The sequence below is a fragment of the Peptostreptococcus sp. genome (assembly GCF_036639115.1).
In the GTDB taxonomy this organism is placed as follows: Bacteria; Bacillota; Clostridia; order Peptostreptococcales; family Peptostreptococcaceae; genus Peptostreptococcus.
Window position 1 is genome coordinate 379711 of the sequence record NZ_JAVWJH010000002.1, and the last position, 22879, is coordinate 402589.

At 30.5% G+C, this 22879-nt stretch carries 17 protein-coding genes; 14 read left to right on the forward strand and 3 right to left on the reverse strand.

Features of this window, described 5'->3' with window-relative positions:
* Positions 1 to 22 precede the first annotated feature (22 nt).
* Together malQ and RR561_RS03910 are read right to left on the reverse strand one after the other, a co-directional pair.
* A complete protein-coding gene (gene malQ / locus RR561_RS03905; RefSeq protein WP_332506124.1) occupies positions 23 to 1561 on the reverse strand; it encodes a 4-alpha-glucanotransferase in 1539 nt (512 codons plus the stop codon).
* Positions 1562 to 3472 (reverse strand): glycoside hydrolase family 13 protein, encoded by a 1911-nt coding sequence (locus RR561_RS03910; protein WP_332506126.1) that lies wholly within the window; start codon positions 3470 to 3472, stop codon positions 1562 to 1564.
* Positions 3473 to 4160: 688 nt separating this feature from the next.
* Between RR561_RS03910 and glgB the strand changes: the two genes are divergently transcribed.
* From glgB to RR561_RS03965, 11 genes are all read left to right on the forward strand, one after another.
* Positions 4161 to 6026: a 1,4-alpha-glucan branching protein GlgB gene (gene glgB / locus RR561_RS03915; RefSeq protein WP_332506128.1), complete on the forward strand. Its 1866-nt coding sequence runs from the start codon at positions 4161 to 4163 to the stop codon at positions 6024 to 6026.
* Positions 6027 to 6061: 35 nt separating this feature from the next.
* A complete protein-coding gene (locus RR561_RS03920; protein WP_332506130.1) occupies positions 6062 to 7249 on the forward strand; it encodes a glucose-1-phosphate adenylyltransferase in 1188 nt (395 codons plus the stop codon).
* A 1-nt stretch (position 7250) separates the two neighbouring features.
* Positions 7251 to 8357, forward strand: coding sequence for a glucose-1-phosphate adenylyltransferase subunit GlgD (gene glgD / locus RR561_RS03925; RefSeq protein WP_332506132.1), 1107 nt, complete (start codon positions 7251 to 7253; stop codon positions 8355 to 8357).
* A gap of 49 nt (positions 8358 to 8406) precedes the next feature.
* On the forward strand, positions 8407 to 9837 hold the full coding sequence (gene glgA / locus RR561_RS03930) for a glycogen synthase GlgA (RefSeq protein ID WP_332506134.1): 1431 nt from the start codon (positions 8407 to 8409) through the stop codon (positions 9835 to 9837).
* A 26-nt stretch (positions 9838 to 9863) separates the two neighbouring features.
* Positions 9864 to 12251: a glycogen/starch/alpha-glucan phosphorylase gene (locus RR561_RS03935; protein WP_332506135.1), complete on the forward strand. Its 2388-nt coding sequence runs from the start codon at positions 9864 to 9866 to the stop codon at positions 12249 to 12251.
* Between the two features lie 201 nt (positions 12252 to 12452).
* Positions 12453 to 14066 (forward strand): potassium/proton antiporter, encoded by a 1614-nt coding sequence (locus tag RR561_RS03940; RefSeq protein ID WP_332506137.1) that lies wholly within the window; start codon positions 12453 to 12455, stop codon positions 14064 to 14066.
* Positions 14067 to 14213: 147 nt separating this feature from the next.
* Positions 14214 to 15575, forward strand: a complete 1362-nt coding sequence (locus RR561_RS03945) for a GTP pyrophosphokinase (protein WP_332506138.1) — start codon at positions 14214 to 14216, stop codon at positions 15573 to 15575.
* A gap of 16 nt (positions 15576 to 15591) precedes the next feature.
* Complete coding sequence (locus RR561_RS03950) at positions 15592 to 16467, forward strand: radical SAM protein (RefSeq protein WP_332506140.1); 876 nt, start codon at positions 15592 to 15594, stop codon at positions 16465 to 16467.
* Between the two features lie 151 nt (positions 16468 to 16618).
* On the forward strand, positions 16619 to 18247 hold the full coding sequence (locus RR561_RS03955) for a Na/Pi cotransporter family protein (RefSeq protein ID WP_332506142.1): 1629 nt from the start codon (positions 16619 to 16621) through the stop codon (positions 18245 to 18247).
* Between the two features lie 355 nt (positions 18248 to 18602).
* Positions 18603 to 19631, forward strand: a complete 1029-nt coding sequence (add, locus tag RR561_RS03960; protein WP_332506143.1) for an adenosine deaminase — start codon at positions 18603 to 18605, stop codon at positions 19629 to 19631.
* A 111-nt stretch (positions 19632 to 19742) separates the two neighbouring features.
* On the forward strand, positions 19743 to 20576 hold the full coding sequence (locus tag RR561_RS03965) for an Mrp/NBP35 family ATP-binding protein (RefSeq protein ID WP_332506144.1): 834 nt from the start codon (positions 19743 to 19745) through the stop codon (positions 20574 to 20576).
* Positions 20577 to 20731: 155 nt separating this feature from the next.
* On the opposite strand, the gene RR561_RS03970 is transcribed toward RR561_RS03965, so the two are convergent.
* On the reverse strand, positions 20732 to 20992 hold the full coding sequence (locus tag RR561_RS03970; RefSeq protein WP_332506146.1) for a hypothetical protein: 261 nt from the start codon (positions 20990 to 20992) through the stop codon (positions 20732 to 20734).
* Between the two features lie 188 nt (positions 20993 to 21180).
* Here RR561_RS03970 and RR561_RS03975 point away from each other — a divergent pair, with 188 nt between their 5' ends.
* From RR561_RS03975 to RR561_RS03985, 3 genes are all read left to right on the forward strand, one after another.
* Complete coding sequence (locus tag RR561_RS03975) at positions 21181 to 21783, forward strand: NUDIX hydrolase (protein ID WP_332506148.1); 603 nt, start codon at positions 21181 to 21183, stop codon at positions 21781 to 21783.
* Complete coding sequence (locus RR561_RS03980) at positions 21783 to 22073, forward strand: GIY-YIG nuclease family protein (protein ID WP_332506150.1); 291 nt, start codon at positions 21783 to 21785, stop codon at positions 22071 to 22073. The genes RR561_RS03975 and RR561_RS03980 overlap by 1 nt, the downstream gene beginning before the upstream one ends.
* 373 nt (positions 22074 to 22446) lie before the next feature.
* The gene (locus RR561_RS03985) at positions 22447 to 22866 is read left to right on the forward strand and encodes a GntR family transcriptional regulator (RefSeq protein WP_332506151.1); all 420 of its coding nucleotides are present in this window, start codon (positions 22447 to 22449) and stop codon (positions 22864 to 22866) included.
* The last annotated feature ends 13 nt before the right edge of the window (positions 22867 to 22879 follow it).

Here is a 22879-nt window from a genome sequence, read left to right on the forward strand (position 1 = left end):
TTTAGTGAAATTCAATATATTATTATCTTTCTATATATCTTCCATATATTCCACTAGTATCGCTTATATATTCAACTAATTTTTCATCTAATTCTCCCTGAAGGAGTCTAAATTTCCAATTAATGCCAACAGTTGAAGGTGTGTTGATTCTAGCCCACGCTCCAAAATCTAACCAGTCTTGTATAGGGACTATTGATAAATCTGAACATGATCCTAAAACTGACCTTATCAAGGCTTCTGTATATTTATCATATGTTTCTAATCTTAAATATTTCTTTGCATATTCCATCTGAGCGGTATTTGCAGTTGTTTCCAACCACTCAACTAAAGTTTTATTATCATGTGTACCAGTGTAAGCTACTGTATTTTTATAATACATATGTGGAAGGTTTAAATTTTTTGAATCTGAATTAAAACCAAATTGAATAACTTTCATTCCTGGATAGCCTGTATAGTCTAGTAAATCCCTGACCTCATCTGTAATAATACCAAGATCCTCAGCTATTATATTGGCATTTGGAACTTCCTTTGATAATATGTCGAAGAAATCTTTTCCAGGTCCTTTTATCCATTCTCCTGATTTTGCATCCTTTGTTGCTTTATCTATACTGTAGAAACTCTCAAAAGCTCTAAAATGATCAATTCTTAGTATATCGTAAATATCAAATGATTTTTTTATTCTTTTCATCCACCAATCGTATCTATCAGCACTTAAGTATTTCCAATCATATAGAGGATTTCCCCAATATTGACCTTCGCTTGAAAATTCATCTGGAGGTACACCTGATACAGAAGATGGTTCACCATTTTTATCTATAAGAAACATTTCCTTATGAAAATAAAAATCTGAGCTATCTTGAGATATATAAATTGGTATATCTCCAAATATTTCTATATCATTTTTATTTGCGTATGCTTTTAGCTTAAGCCATTGACTGTAAAATTTATACTGTAAAAACTTATGATAATCAAATAAGTTTTTATAATCCTTCATAATATCAACATTCTTATCTTCGGATAACTCATCAAAATCACTTATTTTATCCCACTCCCAATATGGAAGGTCATTATTTATTTTTCTAAGTGACATATACTTACAATATTCATCTAACCAAAATATATTTTCATTGCAAAAATCCGCATATTCTTCTTCTAGATAAAATTTTCCACTTATAAAATTCTCGTATGCCTTGTATAAAATTTCTTGCTTCAAATTTCTTGTCTTGTCATAGTCAACATATCTAGGGTCTGTTTGATACTTTGACATATCAATAGAGTTTATAAGGTCTAGACTCAAAAGTCCCTCCTCAACTAACATGTCTATATCTATTAAATCATAGTTGCCAGAAAAGGCCCCATTTGTTTTATAAGGAGAGTAGTACTCCTTTTTACTCGTTGATGTTACAGGCAATACTTGCCAAACACTTTGACCTGATTTAACTAAAAAATCTACAAAATCATATGCTTCTTTTCCCAAGCTTCCAACGCCATAATTAGATGGTAATGAAAATATTGGAAGCAATATTCCTGACTTTCTCATATAAACACCCAATGATCTCACCTATTCCCTTCTTAATTTAATTGCTTTTCTAAATGTTTCTATATCTTTTTCAAGATCTTGATCGCTCGCTATTTCAATCGCTGTATAACTTTCTGCTCCCACAACTATACCGTAATCAGTAAAAAATGGTTTTTTATTTCCAAATACCCACTCACCGTTAAAAGGGTAGTCTACTATAGTTGGGTTTGTGCTAAAGTTTATTATACACAAAATATTATTTCGTCTATAAGTTACATGATTTTTATCTCCGTCTATTAATTTAAAACCACTGATAAAGTTTTTTTTGTATTTCCTTCTGAAGTTAACCAAACTTTTGTAATGGTGCAACATATCAGAGTCTCCATTTTTATAATTAAATCCCGCTCTGTTGAATGGATCTCTAAAGCCTTGCATAGCTATTTCATCTCCATAATATATAGATGGCACTCCTGGGAGTGTAAACTGTATAAAAGATGCAAATTTATGCATTTCTTTTGATTCTTTATACTGCTCATCATCCAAAATAAAATCTTTGTGTTTTTCATTTTCTACACTAGATATATCTACTCCTAATACAGTTGTTATTCTTTCAGTATCATGACTTGAAATAAGGTTCATCATAGTATCGATTGATGGGGTAGGGTAGTTGTTAATAATTTCCAATATATTTTTAGAAAAGCCTATAGCATCTTTATTTTTTACAAAGTCTATGATGGCATTTCTCCAAGGATAATTCATAACAGAATCCATTTGTTCTCCTAACAAATATCTTCTCCTTAATCCATATGCAACTTTATTGGAAGCATCTTCCCATACCTCTCCAATCATAAGAGCATCTTTATCATTTTTTTTGATAGAATCTCTCATGGAGTCTATAAATATATCTGGCAGCTCATCTATAACATCAAATCTCCAAGCCTTTATACCTCTTTTTTGCCAATAATTTAAAACTCCATCCTCTTCCTTGCATACAAAATTGATATAGTCTTCATTATCTTTATTTAATGTTGGTAAATTACTAAATCCCCACCAAGATTCATATTTATCTGGATATTCAGTAAATTTAAACCAAGGGTAATACCTAGATTTCACGGAGTTATATGCACCCACCTCATCGTATCTACTTTCTTTATTGAAATAAATACTATCAGATCCTGTATGACTAAATACTCCATCCAACATAATTTCTATATTACTTTCCTTAAAATCATTGCACATACTTTGAAATATTTCATTATTTCCAAGATACGGATCTATCTTATAGTAATCTCCTGTAGAGTATCTATGATTTTCGGCACTTTCAAAGATTGGATTGAGATATACTAAATCAATATTCAAAAACTCTAGATATTCTTTGCGATCTCTTATCCCGTCAAGATTTCCCATAAAAAAATCTTTAGCAGAATAATCAACTGTATCAATGTTTGAATTTGGAATATCATACCAATTATCGTGTTTGATTCTTTCTTCATCATTCAAGGCTTCTACCGCCTTATATTTATCACTTTTATAAAACCTATCTGGAAAAATTTGATACATAATACCACCTTTTATCCAGTCAGGTGTTTTATACTTATTATCATAAACGGTTAATTGCCAGGGTATCATATGTTCTGTTATCTGGGCCTCACCATTAACCTTAGATATTATCTTCATTTCATAATCAGATACTATTTCAAAAAAATAATAGTATATTCCAATATCTAATTTTTCTAGGTTTACTGAAAAAATAGAGTAGTCTAAAATATCTTCAACAAAACTCATTTCATGTTTGCTAATATTCAAATCATTGATATCACTGTATAGTAACAAAGAAATCTTTTTTTGATTTAAATCTTTTCTCACCAATATCCTTATTTCTTTTGTTTCAATATCACTTATAGCTCCAGGGGGCCGATTAAACGCAACCGGACTGTAAATTATTTCCTTCATTTTTTAGCGGCAAGTATTTTGCCTACCTCCCTTCTAGGTTTATTGATAAATTCAATGCAAATAAGCCGTATCGATTTTATTTTATATGAATTTAACTTAAGTTAAAATATTCTTACTTATATTATATACCATTAAATGCTCTTTAAACAAACTCTATATTTTGAGTTAAAAAAATATCTAAAAAGTTAGAAAATATAGTTTTTTGACCTGGTTTTGAAATATGCCTAAGTAAAACATTAAATTATAATGATATTTTTGTTTCTATTGTCAGAAAACATTTTCACACCTTTTTATAATAAATTGTGAAAATTGATTACAAAATTGTATTTTTATTTCTTTTTGATAAATCTTCAAAAAAATATAAAAATTTAGTTTTCATTGCTTTTTTGCAAATTTCTCCAGAACATGTTAGAATTATAAGTATTGGAAATACTATATTATAGATGTTTTTAGTTAAAAAAACAATCTTATAACATGTATAAATAATCTTATTTTAAAAACCTTTTCATAAGTTTTTTTTAATAATTTGATGATTTTTATTGAAAAACTTGCAAATTAATGGTGGAAAAAAATCATTTATGTGATAATATAATTATAAGAAAAAAATATATTGCGATAGTTATAAAAAATACAATTTGTTCATTTATTTGAATTATAAATTAAGTATTTGAATGGGGTGGATACAAATATGAAAAAAAAGGATAAAAATGAAATGGCTGAATATCTTTTTCATGAAGGAACAAATTTTAGATCCTTTGAATTTTTAGGTTCTTTTTTGGAAAAAGATTATTGCACATTCAGAGTATGGGCTCCAAATGCAAAAAAAGTATATGTAACAGGTGATTTTTGTGATTGGGAAGCCGATAAATATCCCGCAAAGAAAATAACTGATGGCGGGGTGTATGAGTGTAAAATAAAAGATGTAAAAAAATTTGATTGTTATAAATATGTGTTTGAAACATCTGATGGTAGAATCATCTATAAATCAGATCCTTATGCCACACATTTTGAAACAAGACCAAAGACCTCATCCAAAGTATATGATATTTCTGGGTATGAGTGGCGTGATGATAAATGGATGAATAATAGGCATATACCATACAACACTCCTATGAATATATATGAAGTTCATCTCGGCTCTTGGAGGCAAAATAAAGATAAAACTTTTTATTCTTATACAAAGCTTGCAAAAGAACTAGTAACTTATGTCAAATCTATGAACTATACTCATATTGAAATTCTTCCAGTACTAGAACATCCATATGATAAGTCTTGGGGTTATCAAGTAACAGGGTATTTTGCACCTACTTCAAGATATGGACTTCCACAAGAATTTATGTATCTTGTAGATGAGTGCCATAGAAACAATATTGGAGTAATACTAGACTGGGTACCAGGACATTTTCCAAAAGATGAGTCTGGACTTTGTGAGTTCGATGGTGGGTATGTTTATGAGTATTCAGATCCTTTCAAAATGGAACACAAAGAATGGGGTACAAGGGTATTTGACTATGGTAAAAACGAAGTCATATCATTTTTAGTTTCAAATGCTTCATACTGGTTAGAGAAGTACCATATTGACGGTTTAAGAGTAGATGCTGTCTCTTCAATGTTATATCTAGATTATTGTAGACAAGATGGAGAGTGGCGACCGAATAAAAATGGTGGAAACCATAATTTAGAAGCTATTGAGTTTTTGCAAAATTTGAATAGTTTTGTGAACAAGGAATACCCTGGAGCTATGATGATAGCAGAAGAATCTACTTCATGGCCTAAGGTAACAGCACCTGTAAAACATGATGGACTAGGATTTAATTTTAAGTGGAATATGGGCTGGATGAATGACTCTCTTAGCTATTTAAGTACTGATCCACTATTTAGGAAAGGTATACATAACAAGATGACTTTTTCCTTAACATATGCTTTTTCAGAAAATTATATACTGCCAATATCTCATGATGAGGTAGTTCATGGTAAGAGATCAATTCTTGATAGAGCAGATGTTGAATTTGAGGATAAGTTCAAAAATATGAGAGCATTTTTGGCTTACATGTATGCTCATCCAGGCAAAAAATTAACCTTTATGGGTTGTGATTTGGCACAAGTAATTGAATGGGATGAAAGTAAGGGGCTTGATTGGCTTTTATTAGATTATCCTCTTCACAACATGACTCATAGGTTTATAAAAGAATTAAATAAAATTTATTCATCGACTCCAATGTTATGGGAAAATGATACTTGCTGGGATGGATTTAAATGGAATATGGTAAATGATGATGATAATAATATTTTTTCATTTACTAGAATAGATAAAAACAGAAATGAATTATTAATGGTTAGTAATTTTTCTTCCCAGCATTTAAAAAACTATAAAATTGGTGTAGATAGTAAACAGAAATATAAAATACTACTAAATACGGATGCCAAGAAATACGGTGGAGATGGGCTTACTAATAGAAATATTAATTCTATTAACGAAAAATATGAAGGCTTTAAATATCATATAAAACTTAATTTAGCTCCATTCTCAACGATGTACTTGGTTAAAAAATAAAGTGTATAAATAACGGTTTTAAGAAAGGTATTATTATGAGTCTAAAAAAGGAAATAGTAGCCATGTTACTGGCAGGAGGGCAGGGAACTCGTCTTCAAGCACTAACTAAGACTATGGCAAAGCCAGCAGTTCCATTTGGTGGTAAATATAGAATTATAGATTTTCCACTTTCAAATTGCGTTAATTCAGGGATATCTACAGTAGGCGTTTTGACACAGTTCATGCCTCTTGAGTTGAATTCTTATATGGGCAACGGATCTCCATGGGACTTAGATAGAATGGATGGCGGGCTTTCTATTCTTCCTCCATACACTGGTGGTGAGACTGGAGATTGGTACAAGGGTACAGCTAATGCTATATATCAAAATATGGCTTATCTTGAGCAATATAATCCAGAGTATGTTTTGATATTATCTGGTGACCATATATATAAAATGAATTACAATGATATGTTGAAGTTTCATAAAGAAAGAGATGCTGACCTTACGATTGCACATATAGATGTTTCTTTGGAAGAAGCAAGCAGATTTGGTATATTAAATACACTTTCAGATCTTTCTGTCAGCGAATTTATAGAAAAACCTAAAAATCCAATATCTACAAAAGCATCTATGGGAATATATATATTTAGTTGGCTTGAGCTTAAAAAGTACCTCTTCAAATGTGAAAATGCAGAAGATACAAGTTATGACTTTGGTAAAGATGTCATCCCAATGATGTTAAATGACAATAAAAAAATATTTGCATATCCTTTTAAAGGTTATTGGAAAGATGTTGGTACTGTTGAAAGTCTGTGGCAGGCCAATATGGATCTTCTACACAATGAAGATGCCTTTAATATACATGATCCTCTTTGGAGAATCTATTGCAGGCATTATGAATCTATGCCCCAACACATTGGAAGAAAAGCACATTTATCAGGCTGCATGATCTCTGAAGGTACTTCAGTAAATGGGAAAATAACTGAGTCAGTACTCTCTTCTGATGTAATAGTTGAAGAAGGTGCTGAAATAGTAAACAGTGTAATAATGAAAAATGCATATATCGGAAAAGATGTTAAGGTCTATAATTCTATAATTGCCGAAGAAGCTGTCTTGGAAGAAGGCGCCGTGGTCGGCAATAAAAAAGTAGAATCAAATAAAGATATGATTACTGTTGTTGGAAGCAAAAATATCATAAAGAAAAAACAGGTTTATAAAAAGGCTTTATTAGGAGGGAAATAATATGAATGCATTTTGTGTTTTATTTGCAGATAATTTCAAAAACCATGATATTGGAGGATTTACAAAAAATAGAGCCTTAGCAGCTTTACATGTTGGATGTAGATACAGAATGGTTGACTTTATGCTTTCATCTCTTGTGAAGGCAGATATCCCTAATATCGGTCTTTTGACTACCAAAGATTATAATTCCCTGATGGATCATGTAGGTTGGGGAAAGGATTGGGATTTAAATAGAAAAAATGGAGGCTTAAAAATAATACCACCATTGGCTATATCAAATACTACTATCCCTAGGAGTAAGTTCGAGGCTCTAACTAATGCAGAACCTTATATAAATTCTATGCTTCAGGACTATTGTATAATAGCGGATGCAAATATTATTTGCAATATAGACTTTAGAGAAGTTCTTGATTTTCATGAAAAAAATAATGCAGATGTAACAGTTATTTGCATGAAGAGCAAACCAAATCCTGGTGACATAGAAATGATGGTTGATCATAAAAATAGAGCATATGATTCTCTTTTCCATCAATATGGAGCTGACTATGAATGTAACACTCTTTTGAAAATCACTGTTTTACATAAGGATCTCTTGAAAAAGCTTATACAAAAGGGAAATACTCTAGGTTGGGAAGATGTGGTTAGAGACTATGTTTCAAAGAACTTTAACAAATTAAACGTCTATGCCTATAATGTAAAAAATTACTGTAAGGTAATAGATAGCCTGGAAAGCTATTTTAACTTTAATATGGACTTGCTAAATCCTAAAATAGGTCATGAAATATTTCTATCTGGTACTGAAATACTTACTAGGGTAAAGGATAGTGTTCCTACTATTTATGGACAAGATGCAAATGTCAAATGTTCTTTGCTTGCAGATGGTAGCCATATAAATGGAACTGTAGAAAATAGCATAATCTTTAGAGATGTAACAATTGAAAAGGGTGCAAAGGTTAAAAATAGTATATTAATGTCTGGTACTGTAATTAAGTCTGGAGCAGACTTGAATTATGTTATTACTGATAAGTTTGTTACCATAAATAAAGATAAAGAACTAAAGGGTGATATTAATTGTCAATTTACAGTTCCAAAAGACAAAAATATATAGTAAAAATAGATATGTATTTCAAATATATATCAACTTGTGAGGTGAAAAAATGAAAGTATTATTTATTGCTGCAGAGTCGGCTCCATTTATAAAGACTGGAGGACTAGGCGATGTTATTGGATCTCTTCCCAAAGCATTAAAAAAAGAAGGAGTAGATGCTAGAGTTGTACTTCCACTATATTCTAGTATCGATAGAGAGAAATACAAAATAAGCTTTGTAAAATATATCTACGTTAGCCTTGGATGGAGACAGATATATTGTGGAATATTTGAAGCAAAACATAATGGCATAAAATATTACTTTATAGATAATGAACAATATTTTAATAGAAGTAATATTTATGGAGAGCTAGATGACGGAGAAAGATTTGCATTCTTTTCAAAGGCTGCCTTAGAAATAATGCCACATGTTGATTTTAAAGCAGATATAATAAATGCAAATGACTGGCATACAGCCCTGTCAATCGTGTACTTGGATTCCTTTAAAAAGGCTGACTTTGATTTTTATAGTGATATAAAGAGCGTATTTTCTATACATAATGTAGAATTCCAAGGAAAATACAATCCGTATGTACTAGGAAGTTTGTTTGGTCTAAGTAATGACTACATAGACATTATGACTTTTGACAAAGATATAAACCTATTAAAGGCTGGTGTACAGCTAGCAGATAGAGTCAACACTGTAAGCGAAACTTATGCAAATGAACTTTTGGATCCTTATTTTTCCTTTGGTCTAAGTTCTATATTTCAAAGTGAAAAATTAAAATTAAGAGGAATTGTAAATGGATTAGATCATCAAAAATATAATCCAAACAGTGATGCTTATATATTTCACAAATATTCAAAAGATAAATTTAAGTATGAATATAAGGTTAAAAATAAATTAGACTTACAAAAGGAAATGGACTTGGAAGTTAACCCAGATATTCCTCTGATTGGTATGGTGGGTAGGCTAACTGACCAAAAAGGAATCAATTTAGTGTTGGAAGTTGCAGAACAAATAATAGAGATGGGAACACAGCTTATTATTTTGGGAACAGGATATGAAGCTTACGAAATTGCACTAAGAGAACTAGAATTTAAAAGACATGATAGAGTTCGCTCTATAATTATGTTTTCAAATGATCTAGCCTCTAAAATATATGCTGGATCAGATATATATCTTATGCCTTCGAGATCAGAGCCGTGTGGACTTTCTCAAATGATTGCGATGAGATATGGGGCAATACCTATTGTGAACAGAGTAGGAGGCCTCAGAGATACAGTAGAACCATATAATAGGGATACTGGAGGTGGAGTTGGTTTCACTTTCGAGTCTTTTAATCCTTATGATATGTTAGACGCTATAAAGAGAAGTCTTGATGTATACTATTATGACAAAAATTTATGGAAAAAACTTATTTTAAACGCTATGAACTATGATTCATCTTGGATAAATTCAGCAGATAAATATATAGAAATGTATAATGAAATCCTATAACTTTAGGTGTCAAGGGGTGATTTTATATGGATAATTTTACAGAAGAAATAAAAAAATATCTTGAAAAAAGATTTGGAACTGCAATTGAAGATGCAAGTGAAAGACAAATTTATCAAGCATTAATGGTAATAACTAGAGATAGACTTGCAGAGATGCGATTTAATTATCTTAATAGATTAAAAGAATCTAAGCAAAAGAGAGTTTACTATATGTCTATGGAGTTTTTAGTTGGAAAAACTCTGAGAAATAATTTGTACAATTTAGGCTTTGAAGATGAAGTTAAAAAATTCTTATCGAGCAATGGTTTTAGCTTAGATAAAATATATGATATAGAACCTGACCCAGGCCTTGGAAACGGTGGTCTAGGAAGATTGGCTTCTTGCTATATGGATGCACTTACTAGCAATGAGTACCCTATCACAGGATTTAGTATTTTATATGAATTTGGTATTTTCAAACAAGTCATTTCTAATGGTTGGCAACAAGAATATCCTGATAACTGGCTAGAACTCGGCAAGTATGGCCTAATCTATAGAAGTGACGAAGAGGTCGAAATAAAGTTTTATGGAGAAACTAGAGAAGAGTGGACAAGTGATGGCCTTCGTATTAAATACGAAAATTACACACCTATAATAGCAGATCCTTTTGATTTGATGATCTCTGGATACAAAACAGATGCTGTCAATGTCTTAAGACTTTGGAGAGCAAAAGCAAGTGGTGGATTCAATATGAGTCTTTTTGAAAAAGGTGAATACTCAAAGTCTATTGAATCAAAAGCTATTTCGGAATCTATTTCAAAACTTCTATACCCAGCAGACGATAATGACAAGGGTAAGGAGCTTAGAATAAAACAACAGTATTTCTTTACTAGTGCTTCACTACAACAAATTGTAAAGATTCACTATAAGACATATGGCACACTAGATAATTTTGCAGAGAAGGTAGTCATTCATATTAATGATACACATCCTTCTTTATGTATACCAGAACTTATGAGAATATTGATGGATGAACATGAGTATTCTTGGGACAAGGCTTGGGATATTACTATAAAAACATTTGCCTATACAAACCACACAATTATGGCTGAGGCTCTAGAAAAATGGTCTGTGGATCTATTTAAGCCTATACTTCCAAGAATATACACTATTATTCATGAGATAAATAGTAGATTTTGTAAGTGGTGTAATGATATTGGCGCTTCAAGCGAACTAGATGATATGTCTATCATCCACAACAATATGATTAGAATGGCAAACCTGTGTATAGTTAGTAGCTATAGTGTAAATGGTGTATCAAAGTTACACTCAGATATACTTAAAAAGGATACTTTTAAATCTTTCAACAGAATATATCCAGGTAAATTTATAAATGTTACCAACGGTATTGCTCATAGAAGATGGCTCGGTCAAGCTAACCCAGAGCTTACAAAGTATTTAAATGAGTTATTGGGAGTGGACTTTATAAAAGACCTTTCCAATATAGATGCTCTTTTAAAGTATAAATCTGATGAATCTGTTTTGAAAGATTTAGAAAATATTAAAAGCATTAAAAAGATGCAGCTAGCTGAGTATATTAAAAAAACCACAGGCATAACTGTTGATACAAAATCTATATTTGATGTACAAATAAAAAGATTGCACGAATATAAGAGACAACTTTTAAATGCTTTACACATAGTTTATCTCTACAAACAGATTAAATATAATGGACTTAAGCCTTACCCTAGAACTTTTATATTTTCAGCAAAAGCTTCATCAGGATATGTAATGGCAAAAAATATTATAAAATTTATTTGCTCAATATCAGAAATGATAGAAACAGATCCTGATGTTAGAGACTACATAAAGGTTGTATTCCTAGAAGATTATAGAGTCTCATTGGCAGAAAAAATAATTCCAGCAGCAAATGTAAGTGAACAAATATCACAGGCTGGTAAAGAAGCCTCTGGTACTGGTAACATGAAACTTATGTTAAATGGAGCTCTAACATTAGGTACTATGGATGGTGCAAATGTCGAAATTTATAATGCTGTAGGTAAGGATAATATATTTATATTTGGCTTATCAAGTGATGAGGTATCCAATCTATCAAAGAGGGGATATAGACCTCAAGATTTTTATAATAATAATCCAGATATAAAAGAAACAATTGATTTTATGAGAACCCTAGATAAGGGAGACACAAACTTTAATTATATGGCAGACTATCTTATTTCATCAGATCCATATATGTGTTTGGCTGATTTTGAAAGTTATCTTAACGAACAAAATATAGTAGAAGCCGCTTATCAAGATAAAATAAAATGGGGACAAATGAGCCTTGTAAATATCGCTAAATCAGGAATATTCTCTGCAGATAGAGCAACTTCAGAGTATGTTAGTGAAATATGGCATGTAAAAAAAGTTAAATAATATTTGGTTAAACAATATTTAGTGTGAGCAAATTTGTTTGCTCACACTAAATTACTGAATATCTCTTTTATTTAATTTTTATAAATTTTGGTATATTCTCAATATTTCTCCAATTCTTTACATTCAAATATTCAAATTAATATAAACATCTATACAAATAACAAATAATCATCTAATATATATAATAAGGAGGAGATAAATATGAATATAAATATGCTTTTACTTTTAGCAGCTGTAGTTGTCATTATTTCAACTACTTTTCTAAGTAAAATTTCAAAAAAAATAAGAGTTCCAGCCCTATTGGCTTTTATATTTTTAGGAATGCTCTTCGGTAGTGAAGGTATTCTAAAAGTTGATTTTTCTGACTTTCAATTGGCTGAACAAGTATGTACGGTTGCTTTAATCTTTATAATGTTTTATGGTGGATTTGGTACCAACTGGAAAATGATAAAACCTGTATTTGGAAAAGCTTCAATAATGGCTTCTCTAGGTACTGTCTTAACTGCTTTACTTGTAGGACTTTTTTGCCATTATGTCTTAAAAATGGAAATTTTAGAAGGATTTTTATTGGGTGCAGTAATATCTTCAACAGATGCTGCTTCAGTTTTCTCGATACTGAAATCCGAAAAACTTTCTTTAAAGTACAACACAGATTCGCTTCTTGAAATGGAAAGTGGTGCCAATGACCCATTTTCATATCTACTCACAGTAACTGTTATTTCTATGATACAAGGTCAAACTTCTGCGGTTTCAGTAGCTCAATTACTTTTCTCACAGCTTTTCTTCGGGATTGCTTTTGGTGGTTTCATTTCTTTTCTTACTGTTAAAATATTTAAAAACTTTAGATTCGAAAATGAAGGTTTTCAATCGGCATTTATGGTTGCAATAGCGATTATTTCCTATGCATTACCAGCTGCAGTTGGAGGAAATGGTTTTTTAAGTGCTTACATAGTAGGTGTATCTCTAGGTAATCGCCTAAGAATCAATAAAAAGACTATGGTCCATATGTTTGATGGTATTACAAGTTTGATGCAAATAGTAATTTTCTTTGTACTCGGATTATTATCATCACCAGCTTTGATTATTAAGTCTTTACCAGTAGGTATTCTTGTTACATTATTTTTAACGTTTATAGCAAGACCTCTCGTGACAATCGGTTTATTAAAGCCGTTCAAATCGCCTAATAATCAGGTTGCAATAATATCTTGGGCAGGTCTTAGAGGAGCATCTTCCATAGTATTTGCAACCGTAGCTGCGGTCAGCCTGACAGATCTCAATATAGATGTATTTCATATAGTATTTTGTATTGTAATACTATCTATGCTTACCCAGGGTACAACTCTTAAGCTTGTATCTCAAAAGGTTGATATGATTGATCCAGATGGTAACGTATTTAAAACATTCAATGACTACAGTGAAGAGATTAATATGGACTTTGTAAGTACAATTGTAGACTCTTCCAGTAATTGGGTTGGTAAAAAGATTGCGGATATTGGTATGCCACATGACATACTCATTACCCTTATACAAAGGGACGGTCTTGATATGATACCAAATGGAGAAACTATTGTAGAAGAAAACGATGAAATAGTTCTTACTGCTGTTACTTTCAATAGTAGTATGGGCACTGATTTACAAGAGTTCTATATAGATAAGAAACATAAGTGGGCATATTTAATGTTATCTGAAATATCTGTCCCAAATGACTTCTTGGTTGTAATTATTAAAAGAAAAGGACACACCATCGTACCAAATGGTGACACCTTGATCTTACCAGGGGATCTTGTGGTCTTAAATACCTTGAGAAATCCGTAAATATTAAACATAAATATTAAATCAGATATTTTTTCTAAAATATCTGATTTTTTGTTATACTAATCATATTTTTAAATATAATAAATTTGTACATGCTCACTAAATTTGGTATAATACTAATGTGTTAGTATATTAATGGAGGATGTTATGAGTTTAAAGGAATTTGAATTTATAGATGCGGCAACTACTATATTGGCTGAACAAAGACCAGCCTTAGAAGTAATAGAAGATGAATTAGTAAAGTTCTTTGGATCGATACCTTTGAAAGAAAATGAGCTGATGGCTGTCAGTTCTCGTATAAAATCAGAAAACAGTCTAAAAGAAAAAATAATAAGAAATAGATATATGGTTGCTTATTCTAATCCAGCAGATCTTATATCTGATATACCTGATCTAATAGGGATCAGAATTGAATGTAAGTTTGTAAAAGAAGAAGAAGATATCTTTATGCAAATAAAGAACTATTTTAATAGAACAGATGATGGGAAATATTTTTATTCTAAAAATAATAAAAATATACGTCTTTACCTATTTGATAGGCAACCTTTAAGGCAGAAAAATGGATTCGAAATTTATAAAGTGGATGGAGAATACACTTTTTTAAATAGAAAAGTTAAATTTGAACTTCAAATAAAATCTCTAGTAAATGTATTCTGGAGTGAAATAGAACATAAAATTATATATAAAAATACAACTTATTTACTGGCTGATAAGTTCCTAAAGGATATGATGGTTTCTATAAAGAACAATCTTACAATGATAGATGACCAACTACTTAGTATATATAATAATTTCAAGCCAAATAAAAGTATCAGTACTGTTGCAGGACGTAAAGAAGTCGAAAAGCTTTTTGCTAAGTTTTTATATGATACGATTACTTTCAAAATGGAAAAGCAGCTATCTTTTGCGATTGATTTTAAGCAACCTTGTGACACAATACTAAGCTATTCAATACATAAGTACGAAGATTCAGTGGATGGAATGAGCAGTTTCATGACTGAAGAATATACAAAAATATGCAATTTTATAAAGAAAAAAATTGATTTTAATGAAGCTTTGGAGCTTGAAAGTGAAGTTGAGTTTGAAGATGAATTTTCAAATAATCTAGCAGATATTTTTATAGAAAAAATGAATACGGAAGTTCCTTGGAACTTGTTTTTTAGAGTTTTATTTGAATTAGAGCCAGAAAATAATGTAGAAGATTTTATGAACTTCATTAAATTTTACAAGAAGTCTCTAATGTCAAAAGAAAGTATTTATCATACTGTTGATAAATTTGGAGAATATAGTGATAGAATTATAATGGATTTATATGATTGTATATATAAAATGATATTACAAATTGGTAAGATAGATATATTTTACGACTGTAACCTTAATAAAATTAACAAGCTGACATCAGAGGGGCTTGAATATGTTTGTTATGAGTTTGATACATATTATGATTACATGGAGCAGAGAAGAATTATATCTAAAACTATTACTGATAGTCTTATAAAAATTTTTTAAAAGGAAGTGAAAACAAATGGATGACAGTTTATCCTATCTACGTTTAATTGTAACAGAAGAAAATAACTATTCCTTGATGTATAAAAAAACAAATGATGATACAAAGATTATCACTCAAGAAGAACAGGCTATGAAAGTTGATGATTTCAAATCTATGATCAAATTCTTTGCGGATAGAGGTCTTAAAAAGATACGATTTGTAGGTGGCGAACCTCTTCTTTACAAGGGTCTAGAAGAGTTAATATCATATTCTAAGGAATGTGGGATCAAAGAGATCGCTATCACAACTAATGGAATTGGACTCGGAACCAGAATACTTGACCTAAAAAACCTTGGTTTGACTAGTGTCAATATATCTTTGGACTCATTAAAGGAATACAAATACCACGCTCTTACAGAAGGAGCCAATTTAAAAGAGGTCTTTATATCAATTGATGCATGCCAAATGGCAGGTATAAATTTAAAAATAAATTGTGTTGCTATAAAAGATTTCAATGATGATGAACTTGTAGATTTTATGAAACTTACAATTAATAATCTAATGGATGTTAGGTTGATAGAACTATTACCCTACAATATTGATAAAAATGTATACGAAAGAGGTTATATGGACCTCAATGAATACATTCAAAATACAGAAGGAATATACGAGGCTGAAAAAGAAAGCCTGAGCGTTACAGAATACTTCCAAATTATGGGCGCAAAAGGAAGAGTCGGAATTATAACAACATCTAGTAGGGAATACAAGGAAGATTTAAGAAGAGTAAATATAAGTAACAGAGGATACATGAATGTGGGATCCTTGCAAGAGAATACTTACTTTATAAAACCAATTGTCAATGACAATGAGAAATTAGAAGATTTATTCTATAAAATAACTTCAGATTTATAAAAGCAATTGTTAACTCAATGTTAAATTTAACGTTGAGTTAACTTTTTTTGTATGTTTTCTGTACATTTTAATTAAATTCATGATATTATATTTATTGCGAACTGTTTTATTTTATTATGAGTTTGTAAAATTATTTAGATGAGGTGTGAATATGGAAAGTGCTGTTTACCTAATCGGCGGGTTAGGTATGTTCCTTTATGGAATGAATGTTATGGGCGACGGTCTTCAGAAGGCTGCAGGCGAAAAACTTAAGAATATAATAGAAATGCTAACTACAAACAAAGTAATGGGTGTGTTAGTAGGTACATTAGTTACAGCTATTATTCAGAGTTCAAGTGCAACTACTGTTATGACAGTTGGCTTTGTAAATGCTGGAATTATGAATTTACAGCAGGCAATAGGCATCATAATGGGTGCCAACATAGGTACTACTGTAACTGCTCAGTTGGTATCATTTAATATAGAAAAATATGCCCCAATAACTATTGGTATCGGTATGGTTTTATGGTTTGTAACTAAAAATAAAAATATTAAAAACTTTAGTGAAATTCTAATAGGATTTGGTATATTATTTGTAGGTATGGGCTTTATGAAAGACGCTGCCGCACCTATAGCAGATATGCCAGGAGTACATTCAGCTATACTTGCTTTCAGCAAGAATCCTTTACTTGGAGTAATTGCTGGATTCCTAATGACAGGTATTATACAAAGTTCGAGTGCGTCTATAGGTATTCTAATAGTGCTTGCATCACAAGGTGTCCTCCCTATTACAGCTGCCTTACCAATCTTGTATGGTGATAATATAGGTACTTGTGTTACCTCATTACTATCTACTGTAGGAGCTGGTAGAAATGCGAAAAGAACTGCTATAATGCATCTTTGCTTTAATATTATAGGTACATTATTATTTATGTTAGTTCTTAGCAAACCAATAATAGCATTGGTACAACATTTAGATCCAAGCAATGTTCCTAGACAGATAGCAAATACACATACACTATTTAATATAGTAAATGTTATTGTATTACTTCCATTTAGTAATTACATTGTAAAACTTGCTACAAAACTTGTTCCAATCACTGCAGAAGAAGAAGAAGATCGTATATCTACTACTAAGTTCCTTGATGAAAGAATTCTTGAAACACCATCAATTGCTCTTTCAAATACAGTTGACGAAGTAATAAGAATGGCTAGCCGTTCTACTAGATCTTTAAACGCAGCATATGATGCTATTAAAACAGGAGATTTGGAAAAAAGAAATAAAACTTTTGAATATGAAAAAGTTATCAATACTTTACAACTTGATATTACAAACTTCTTATTCCTATTGACTACTAAAAATCTTAGTGATCCAGAAAGAATAAAGACTGATGTAATGTTCCATATTGTAAATGATATTGAAAGAGTAGGAGACCATGCAGAAAACTTAGCTGAAATAGCAGGATTTATGCATGATAAAAATATTAAATTTACAAGTGATGCTCAAGGTGAGCTAGATGTAATATTTAAAATTGCCTCTACAAACTTCTACGATTCGATTACTGCTATCAAAACTAATGACTACGAGCTTGCTGATGTTGTTAGAAAGCGTGAAAAAGAAATTGATGTTCTTGAAAAGAAGACAAGAAACTCTCATATGGCTAGATTAAGAGCTGGAAATTGTTCTGTTGAAGGTGGAATATACTTCTCAGATATAATAACTAATCTTGAAAGAATATCAGATCATTCAATCAATATTCTTGAAGAAATGAATAGAATGCAAGGACATGTTTCTTTGTAAAATTAATATAAATATAAAGAACTCTCTAAACTAGGGAGTTCTTTTTTGGTTTAAAATACAATCAAGCTCAATAAAATTTCATGCCTTATTTAAAAAATAATAAATGTGCTGATTTTATATGGAAATTATATGGATAATTGTTTTTATGAATCCTATAATATTTAAAATATCTATTGTATAATAGACTTAATGACAATTATCTAATAACTTAAGATTTAGTTACTAATATTTCACATAAATAGTCTACATATTCTTATATTTGGAATTTGATATAGACAAAATAATAAAAAATACACTTATTTTATATTTATAATCATTAAGAGTATATTTTACAATTAAAAAAGGAGTATTTATTATGAAAAAAACACTTACAAAAAAACAAATAGAAAAACTGCCTAAAATAGAGCTACACTGTCATTTAGATGGTTCCTTACGAAAAGAAAGTGTACTTGAGGAAATTGAATTACAAAAATTAGATTTAACATCAGTAACACTTGAAAATATAGATGAATTTCTTCAGGCTCCTAAAGATTCGACTTCTCTACTTGATTATCTAAAGGCATTTGATTTACCACTTAAAATTCTGCAAACAGAAGGTGCTATAGAAAGATTCACGTATGAAGTGTATGAAGATGCCTTTAAAGAAAACATAGTCTATATGGAGCTAAGATTTGCTCCTATTCTTCACACAAATGAATTTCTTAGCATGGAAGAAGTCATACAAGCAGCTATAAGAGGTCTGAATAAGGCTAAGAAAGAATTCCCGATAGATGGTGGACTAATTCTCTGTTGTATGAAGAATTTTACTCAAGAAGACGCCATAGCCACTATAAAAGTAGGCAAAAATTATCTAGATAAAGGTGTATGTGGAGTAGATTTAGCTGGGCCAGAAGATGAAGCTTTTGCCTATAAATTTATTGAGGCTATGAACTTGGCTGATAAGTATGGATACAATATTACAATTCATGCTGGAGAAGCTGCCTCTGCACAAAATGTATCTGACTCTATAAATCTTTTACATGCAAAAAGAATAGGACATGGTGTTCGATCTATAGACTCTGAAATAATCTGTGAGGAAATAAGATCCTCAAATATATTATTAGAAATTTGTCCAACAAGCAATATACAAACAAAAACAGTGGATTCTATGGAAAAACATCCCTTGATAAATTTTTTTGAAGAAGATATTTTATTCTCTGTAAACACGGACAACAGAACAGTGTCAGCTACTACTCTTAGCAAAGAATATGAAATCGTTTCAAAACTAATTGATATGAATCTAGACGATTACAAAAAAATGTATTATAATACAGTAGGGGCGATCTTTGCCTCAGATAAAGTGAAAGGAAAACTCCTAGATATATTTGAAAAGTCACAAATATAGCTATGTGGCTTATTTGATACAACTGCTTTTTAAAATATATACTCATATATTCTTTTAAAAGCTTATCAAAGATATATGTAGGCGTTTTAAAAACAATCGGAGGTGTTTTATTTGAGTAATTGTGAATCATGTCCTTCAAAGGGCAGTTGTGATACAAACGCAGAATCATGCGGAATTCAAAATAATCCTAATAACAAGATAAAAAATATTATTGGAGTAATGAGTGGTAAGGGAGGAGTAGGTAAGTCAACTATGACTACACTTCTTGCAAATCAACTTAGTGCTAAAGGATATAAAGTAGGTGTTTTAGACGCCGATATTACTGGACCAAGTATTCCTAGACTTATGAGAATGGGAGATATGAAAGCATTTTCAGACGGAACTAATATAGTTCCAGTATCTACTACTACAGGTGTAAAAGTAATATCACTTAACTTGATGTTAGAAGACGAAAATTCTCCAGTAATCTGGAGAGGACCTATGATAGGTGGAGTAGTAAAGCAGTTTTATACTGATGTTTTATGGGGAGAATTAGATTATTTATTAATAGATATGCCTCCAGGAACAGGTGATGTAGCACTAACTGTTATGCAGTCAATACCACTAAGTGGTGTCGTTATGGTTTCTATGCCACAAAACTTAGTGTCTATGATAGTTTCTAAGGCTATTAGCATGACTCAGCAGATGAATATTCCTGTTATAGGTATAATAGAGAACATGAGCTATATTCAGTGTCCAAACTGTTCAGAAAAGATTAGGATGTTTGACGATGCAGATATTAGCAAGTTCCTAGAAAGTAACAAGGTTGACCTATTAGGTGAACTTCCTATGTCAAAGGAAATTGTAAAGCTATCTACAGAAGGTGTTGGTGAAATCAGCACTGAACTAAAGGATATCATAGAAAATATTACAAATAAAGTAGAAAATTTCTGTGAAAACAGATAGTATATGAAAACAAAAGAAGGTGCCTATGGCACCTTCTTAATTATAGATTTTTATAGTAAATTGTAAGATTTTATATCTCATGTGTGTATACACCACAGAAGAGGACCCCCACCATTTGTAGGTGGGAGCTCTCCTTAATCTTATTCAAGATTTAATTAAAGCTTTCTAATATACTTTATTGAATTCAATGGTATATATAGAGACTCAGTCTCATTATATTTTGGATCTTCTTCATCGAGATAAGTAATTGTAAGAGTTAGAGATACGTTATCGCTTTCGGAAATTACTCCGTATAGCTTAGAACCACTTAGATAAGAACTTACTTCTACAAAGTCCTGTAAATGGTTCTTTGCAAACTTAGAAAAACTAGCTTGATTTTTTGTTCTTGTCCTTGTATTTGTCTTCATTTCTAGCATATTACTCACTCCTTTATATAAAAAAAATACAGTTTACTCAATGAAAAAATTACCACTATTGAATTTTGTAATACAATAGAGCCCAATTAAATATTAAATTTTGATTATGTGAAGGAAAATTTTATTATCCTTCCTTAAGTTAATTATATATCTTTTTTAATAATAAGTAAATAGTAAAGGAGAAAATTGTGAAAAAATTTAGAAAAATCAATAAAATAACAAAGATAGCTGATGTTTATAATTCTAAATTTCTAAATGTGTATGAAATTTTTTATGAAACAAAGCTTGGAAATCAAAAAAAATGGATTGTTGCTTCTAGGAAAAATATGGATAAATACAAAAAAATGCTGTTTAAAGAGGAAAATATAGAAATTGATGCAGTATTGATAGCAGCAATTGATGAAAACAGGAAATCTTTAATTCTTATCAAAGAGTTCAGAATGCCTATCAACGATTATATATATTCTCTTCCTGCAGGCCTAATCGATGAAGGTGAGGACCTATATACTGCTGCCATAAGAGAGATGAAAGAAGAAACTGGACTTGAGTTATATGAAATTGATAAAGACTCTTCATGCAAAAAATCATTTGCTTCTGTCGGTATGTCTGATGAATCTTTGGCTATCGTATATGGCAAAGCTAGGGGAGAAATATCAACAAACTTACAAGAAGAAAGTGAAATAATAGAGCCTATATATGTTGACAAGCAAAAGGCAAGAGAAATATTGGCTAGTGATGTAAATATTGATATCAAAGCTTGGCTAGTTCTAAAAGAGTTTGCAGGACGTTAATGTATACTTATATACTGAGGTGTAAAGATAAAAGTCTCTACTGTGGATATACAACAGATATAAAAAGAAGAGAAAAGGAACATAAAAATGGTATTGGTTCAAAATATGTAAGAGCACATAAATTTGAGCGATTAGAAATTTTTATTGAATTAGAAAGTAAAAGTTTGGCTATGAAAATGGAATGTGCCATTAAAAAACTAAGTAAAGAAAAAAAAGAAGCTCTTATTTTGGGAGATATATCGATACTTGAAAACATTAACATTAAATATATTTCATATAATAGAGTATAAAATATTTTGATTTTAATAAAAGAACCTAGCTAATTTTAGCTAGGTTTTTTTATTTATAAATAATAATTAATAAATCTTGTTTTGATACTTTGTTTAATATTCGTTTATGAATAAATACTTTTATTTTTTCTTTATATTTAAAATACTATATAAATATATTTCTGGAATTTTTTCAAAAAAAGTCTTGCTTTAAAAGTGTACTAGATATATAATACATCTAGGAAGTGTACTAGGTCATTAGTACATGTGTTTTAATATATATATATATGAAAATAATTATTTCAAAAGCAATACAGTAAGCTCTACTTCGTAAAGAAGAATTTATTTTAGGTAGGGTGTACCATACTGCTAATACACTACAGGAGGAAAATATATGAGTACTATAGACTTCAATCTAAATAATAGCTCTCCTATATATCTTCAAATCTCCAAGTACTTTCAAGCAAAAGTGTTTGTGGGGGAGTTGGAGCCAGGAGATATTATAGCTTCTAGAAGAGAGCTAGCTAGTTCAATAAGGGTGAACTTGAATACTGTTCAAAAGGCCTATGCGCATATGGAAGAAATTGGTCTAATAAAAACCGAAAAAAATAGACACAGTATGATTACGGATGATTTGAAAGCATTGGATTTACTGAAGGAAGAATATATAAAAGAGCCGTTAGATATATTTATAAAAACAATGAAATCTATAAATATATCTAAAGAACAAGTACTAAATTTAATTAGCACTTATTATGATAAAATAGATTCTGCTGAAAGCCTAGAGGATACAGTGGAGGAAAAAAGTAACTAAAAACATAAGAATA

Excerpts from the sequence above, each read along its gene's own strand:
- RR561_RS03910 (WP_332506126.1), bottom strand. The coding sequence starts at position 3,472 with ATGAAGGAAATAATTTACAGTCCGGTTGCGTTTAATCGGCCCCCTGGA.
- glgB (WP_332506128.1), top strand. The coding sequence starts at position 4,161 with ATGAAAAAAAAGGATAAAAATGAAATGGCTGAATATCTTTTTCATGAA.
- RR561_RS03920 (WP_332506130.1), top strand. The coding sequence starts at position 6,062 with ATGAGTCTAAAAAAGGAAATAGTAGCCATGTTACTGGCAGGAGGGCAG.
- glgD (WP_332506132.1), top strand. The coding sequence starts at position 7,251 with ATGAATGCATTTTGTGTTTTATTTGCAGATAATTTCAAAAACCATGAT.
- glgA (WP_332506134.1), top strand. The coding sequence starts at position 8,407 with ATGAAAGTATTATTTATTGCTGCAGAGTCGGCTCCATTTATAAAGACT.
- RR561_RS03935 (WP_332506135.1), top strand. The coding sequence starts at position 9,864 with ATGGATAATTTTACAGAAGAAATAAAAAAATATCTTGAAAAAAGATTT.
- RR561_RS03940 (WP_332506137.1), top strand. The coding sequence starts at position 12,453 with ATGAATATAAATATGCTTTTACTTTTAGCAGCTGTAGTTGTCATTATT.
- RR561_RS03945 (WP_332506138.1), top strand. The coding sequence starts at position 14,214 with ATGAGTTTAAAGGAATTTGAATTTATAGATGCGGCAACTACTATATTG.
- RR561_RS03950 (WP_332506140.1), top strand. The coding sequence starts at position 15,592 with ATGGATGACAGTTTATCCTATCTACGTTTAATTGTAACAGAAGAAAAT.
- RR561_RS03955 (WP_332506142.1), top strand. The coding sequence starts at position 16,619 with ATGGAAAGTGCTGTTTACCTAATCGGCGGGTTAGGTATGTTCCTTTAT.
- add (WP_332506143.1), top strand. The coding sequence starts at position 18,603 with ATGAAAAAAACACTTACAAAAAAACAAATAGAAAAACTGCCTAAAATA.
- RR561_RS03970 (WP_332506146.1), bottom strand. The coding sequence starts at position 20,992 with ATGCTAGAAATGAAGACAAATACAAGGACAAGAACAAAAAATCAAGCT.
- RR561_RS03980 (WP_332506150.1), top strand. The coding sequence starts at position 21,783 with ATGTATACTTATATACTGAGGTGTAAAGATAAAAGTCTCTACTGTGGA.
- RR561_RS03985 (WP_332506151.1), top strand. The coding sequence starts at position 22,447 with ATGAGTACTATAGACTTCAATCTAAATAATAGCTCTCCTATATATCTT.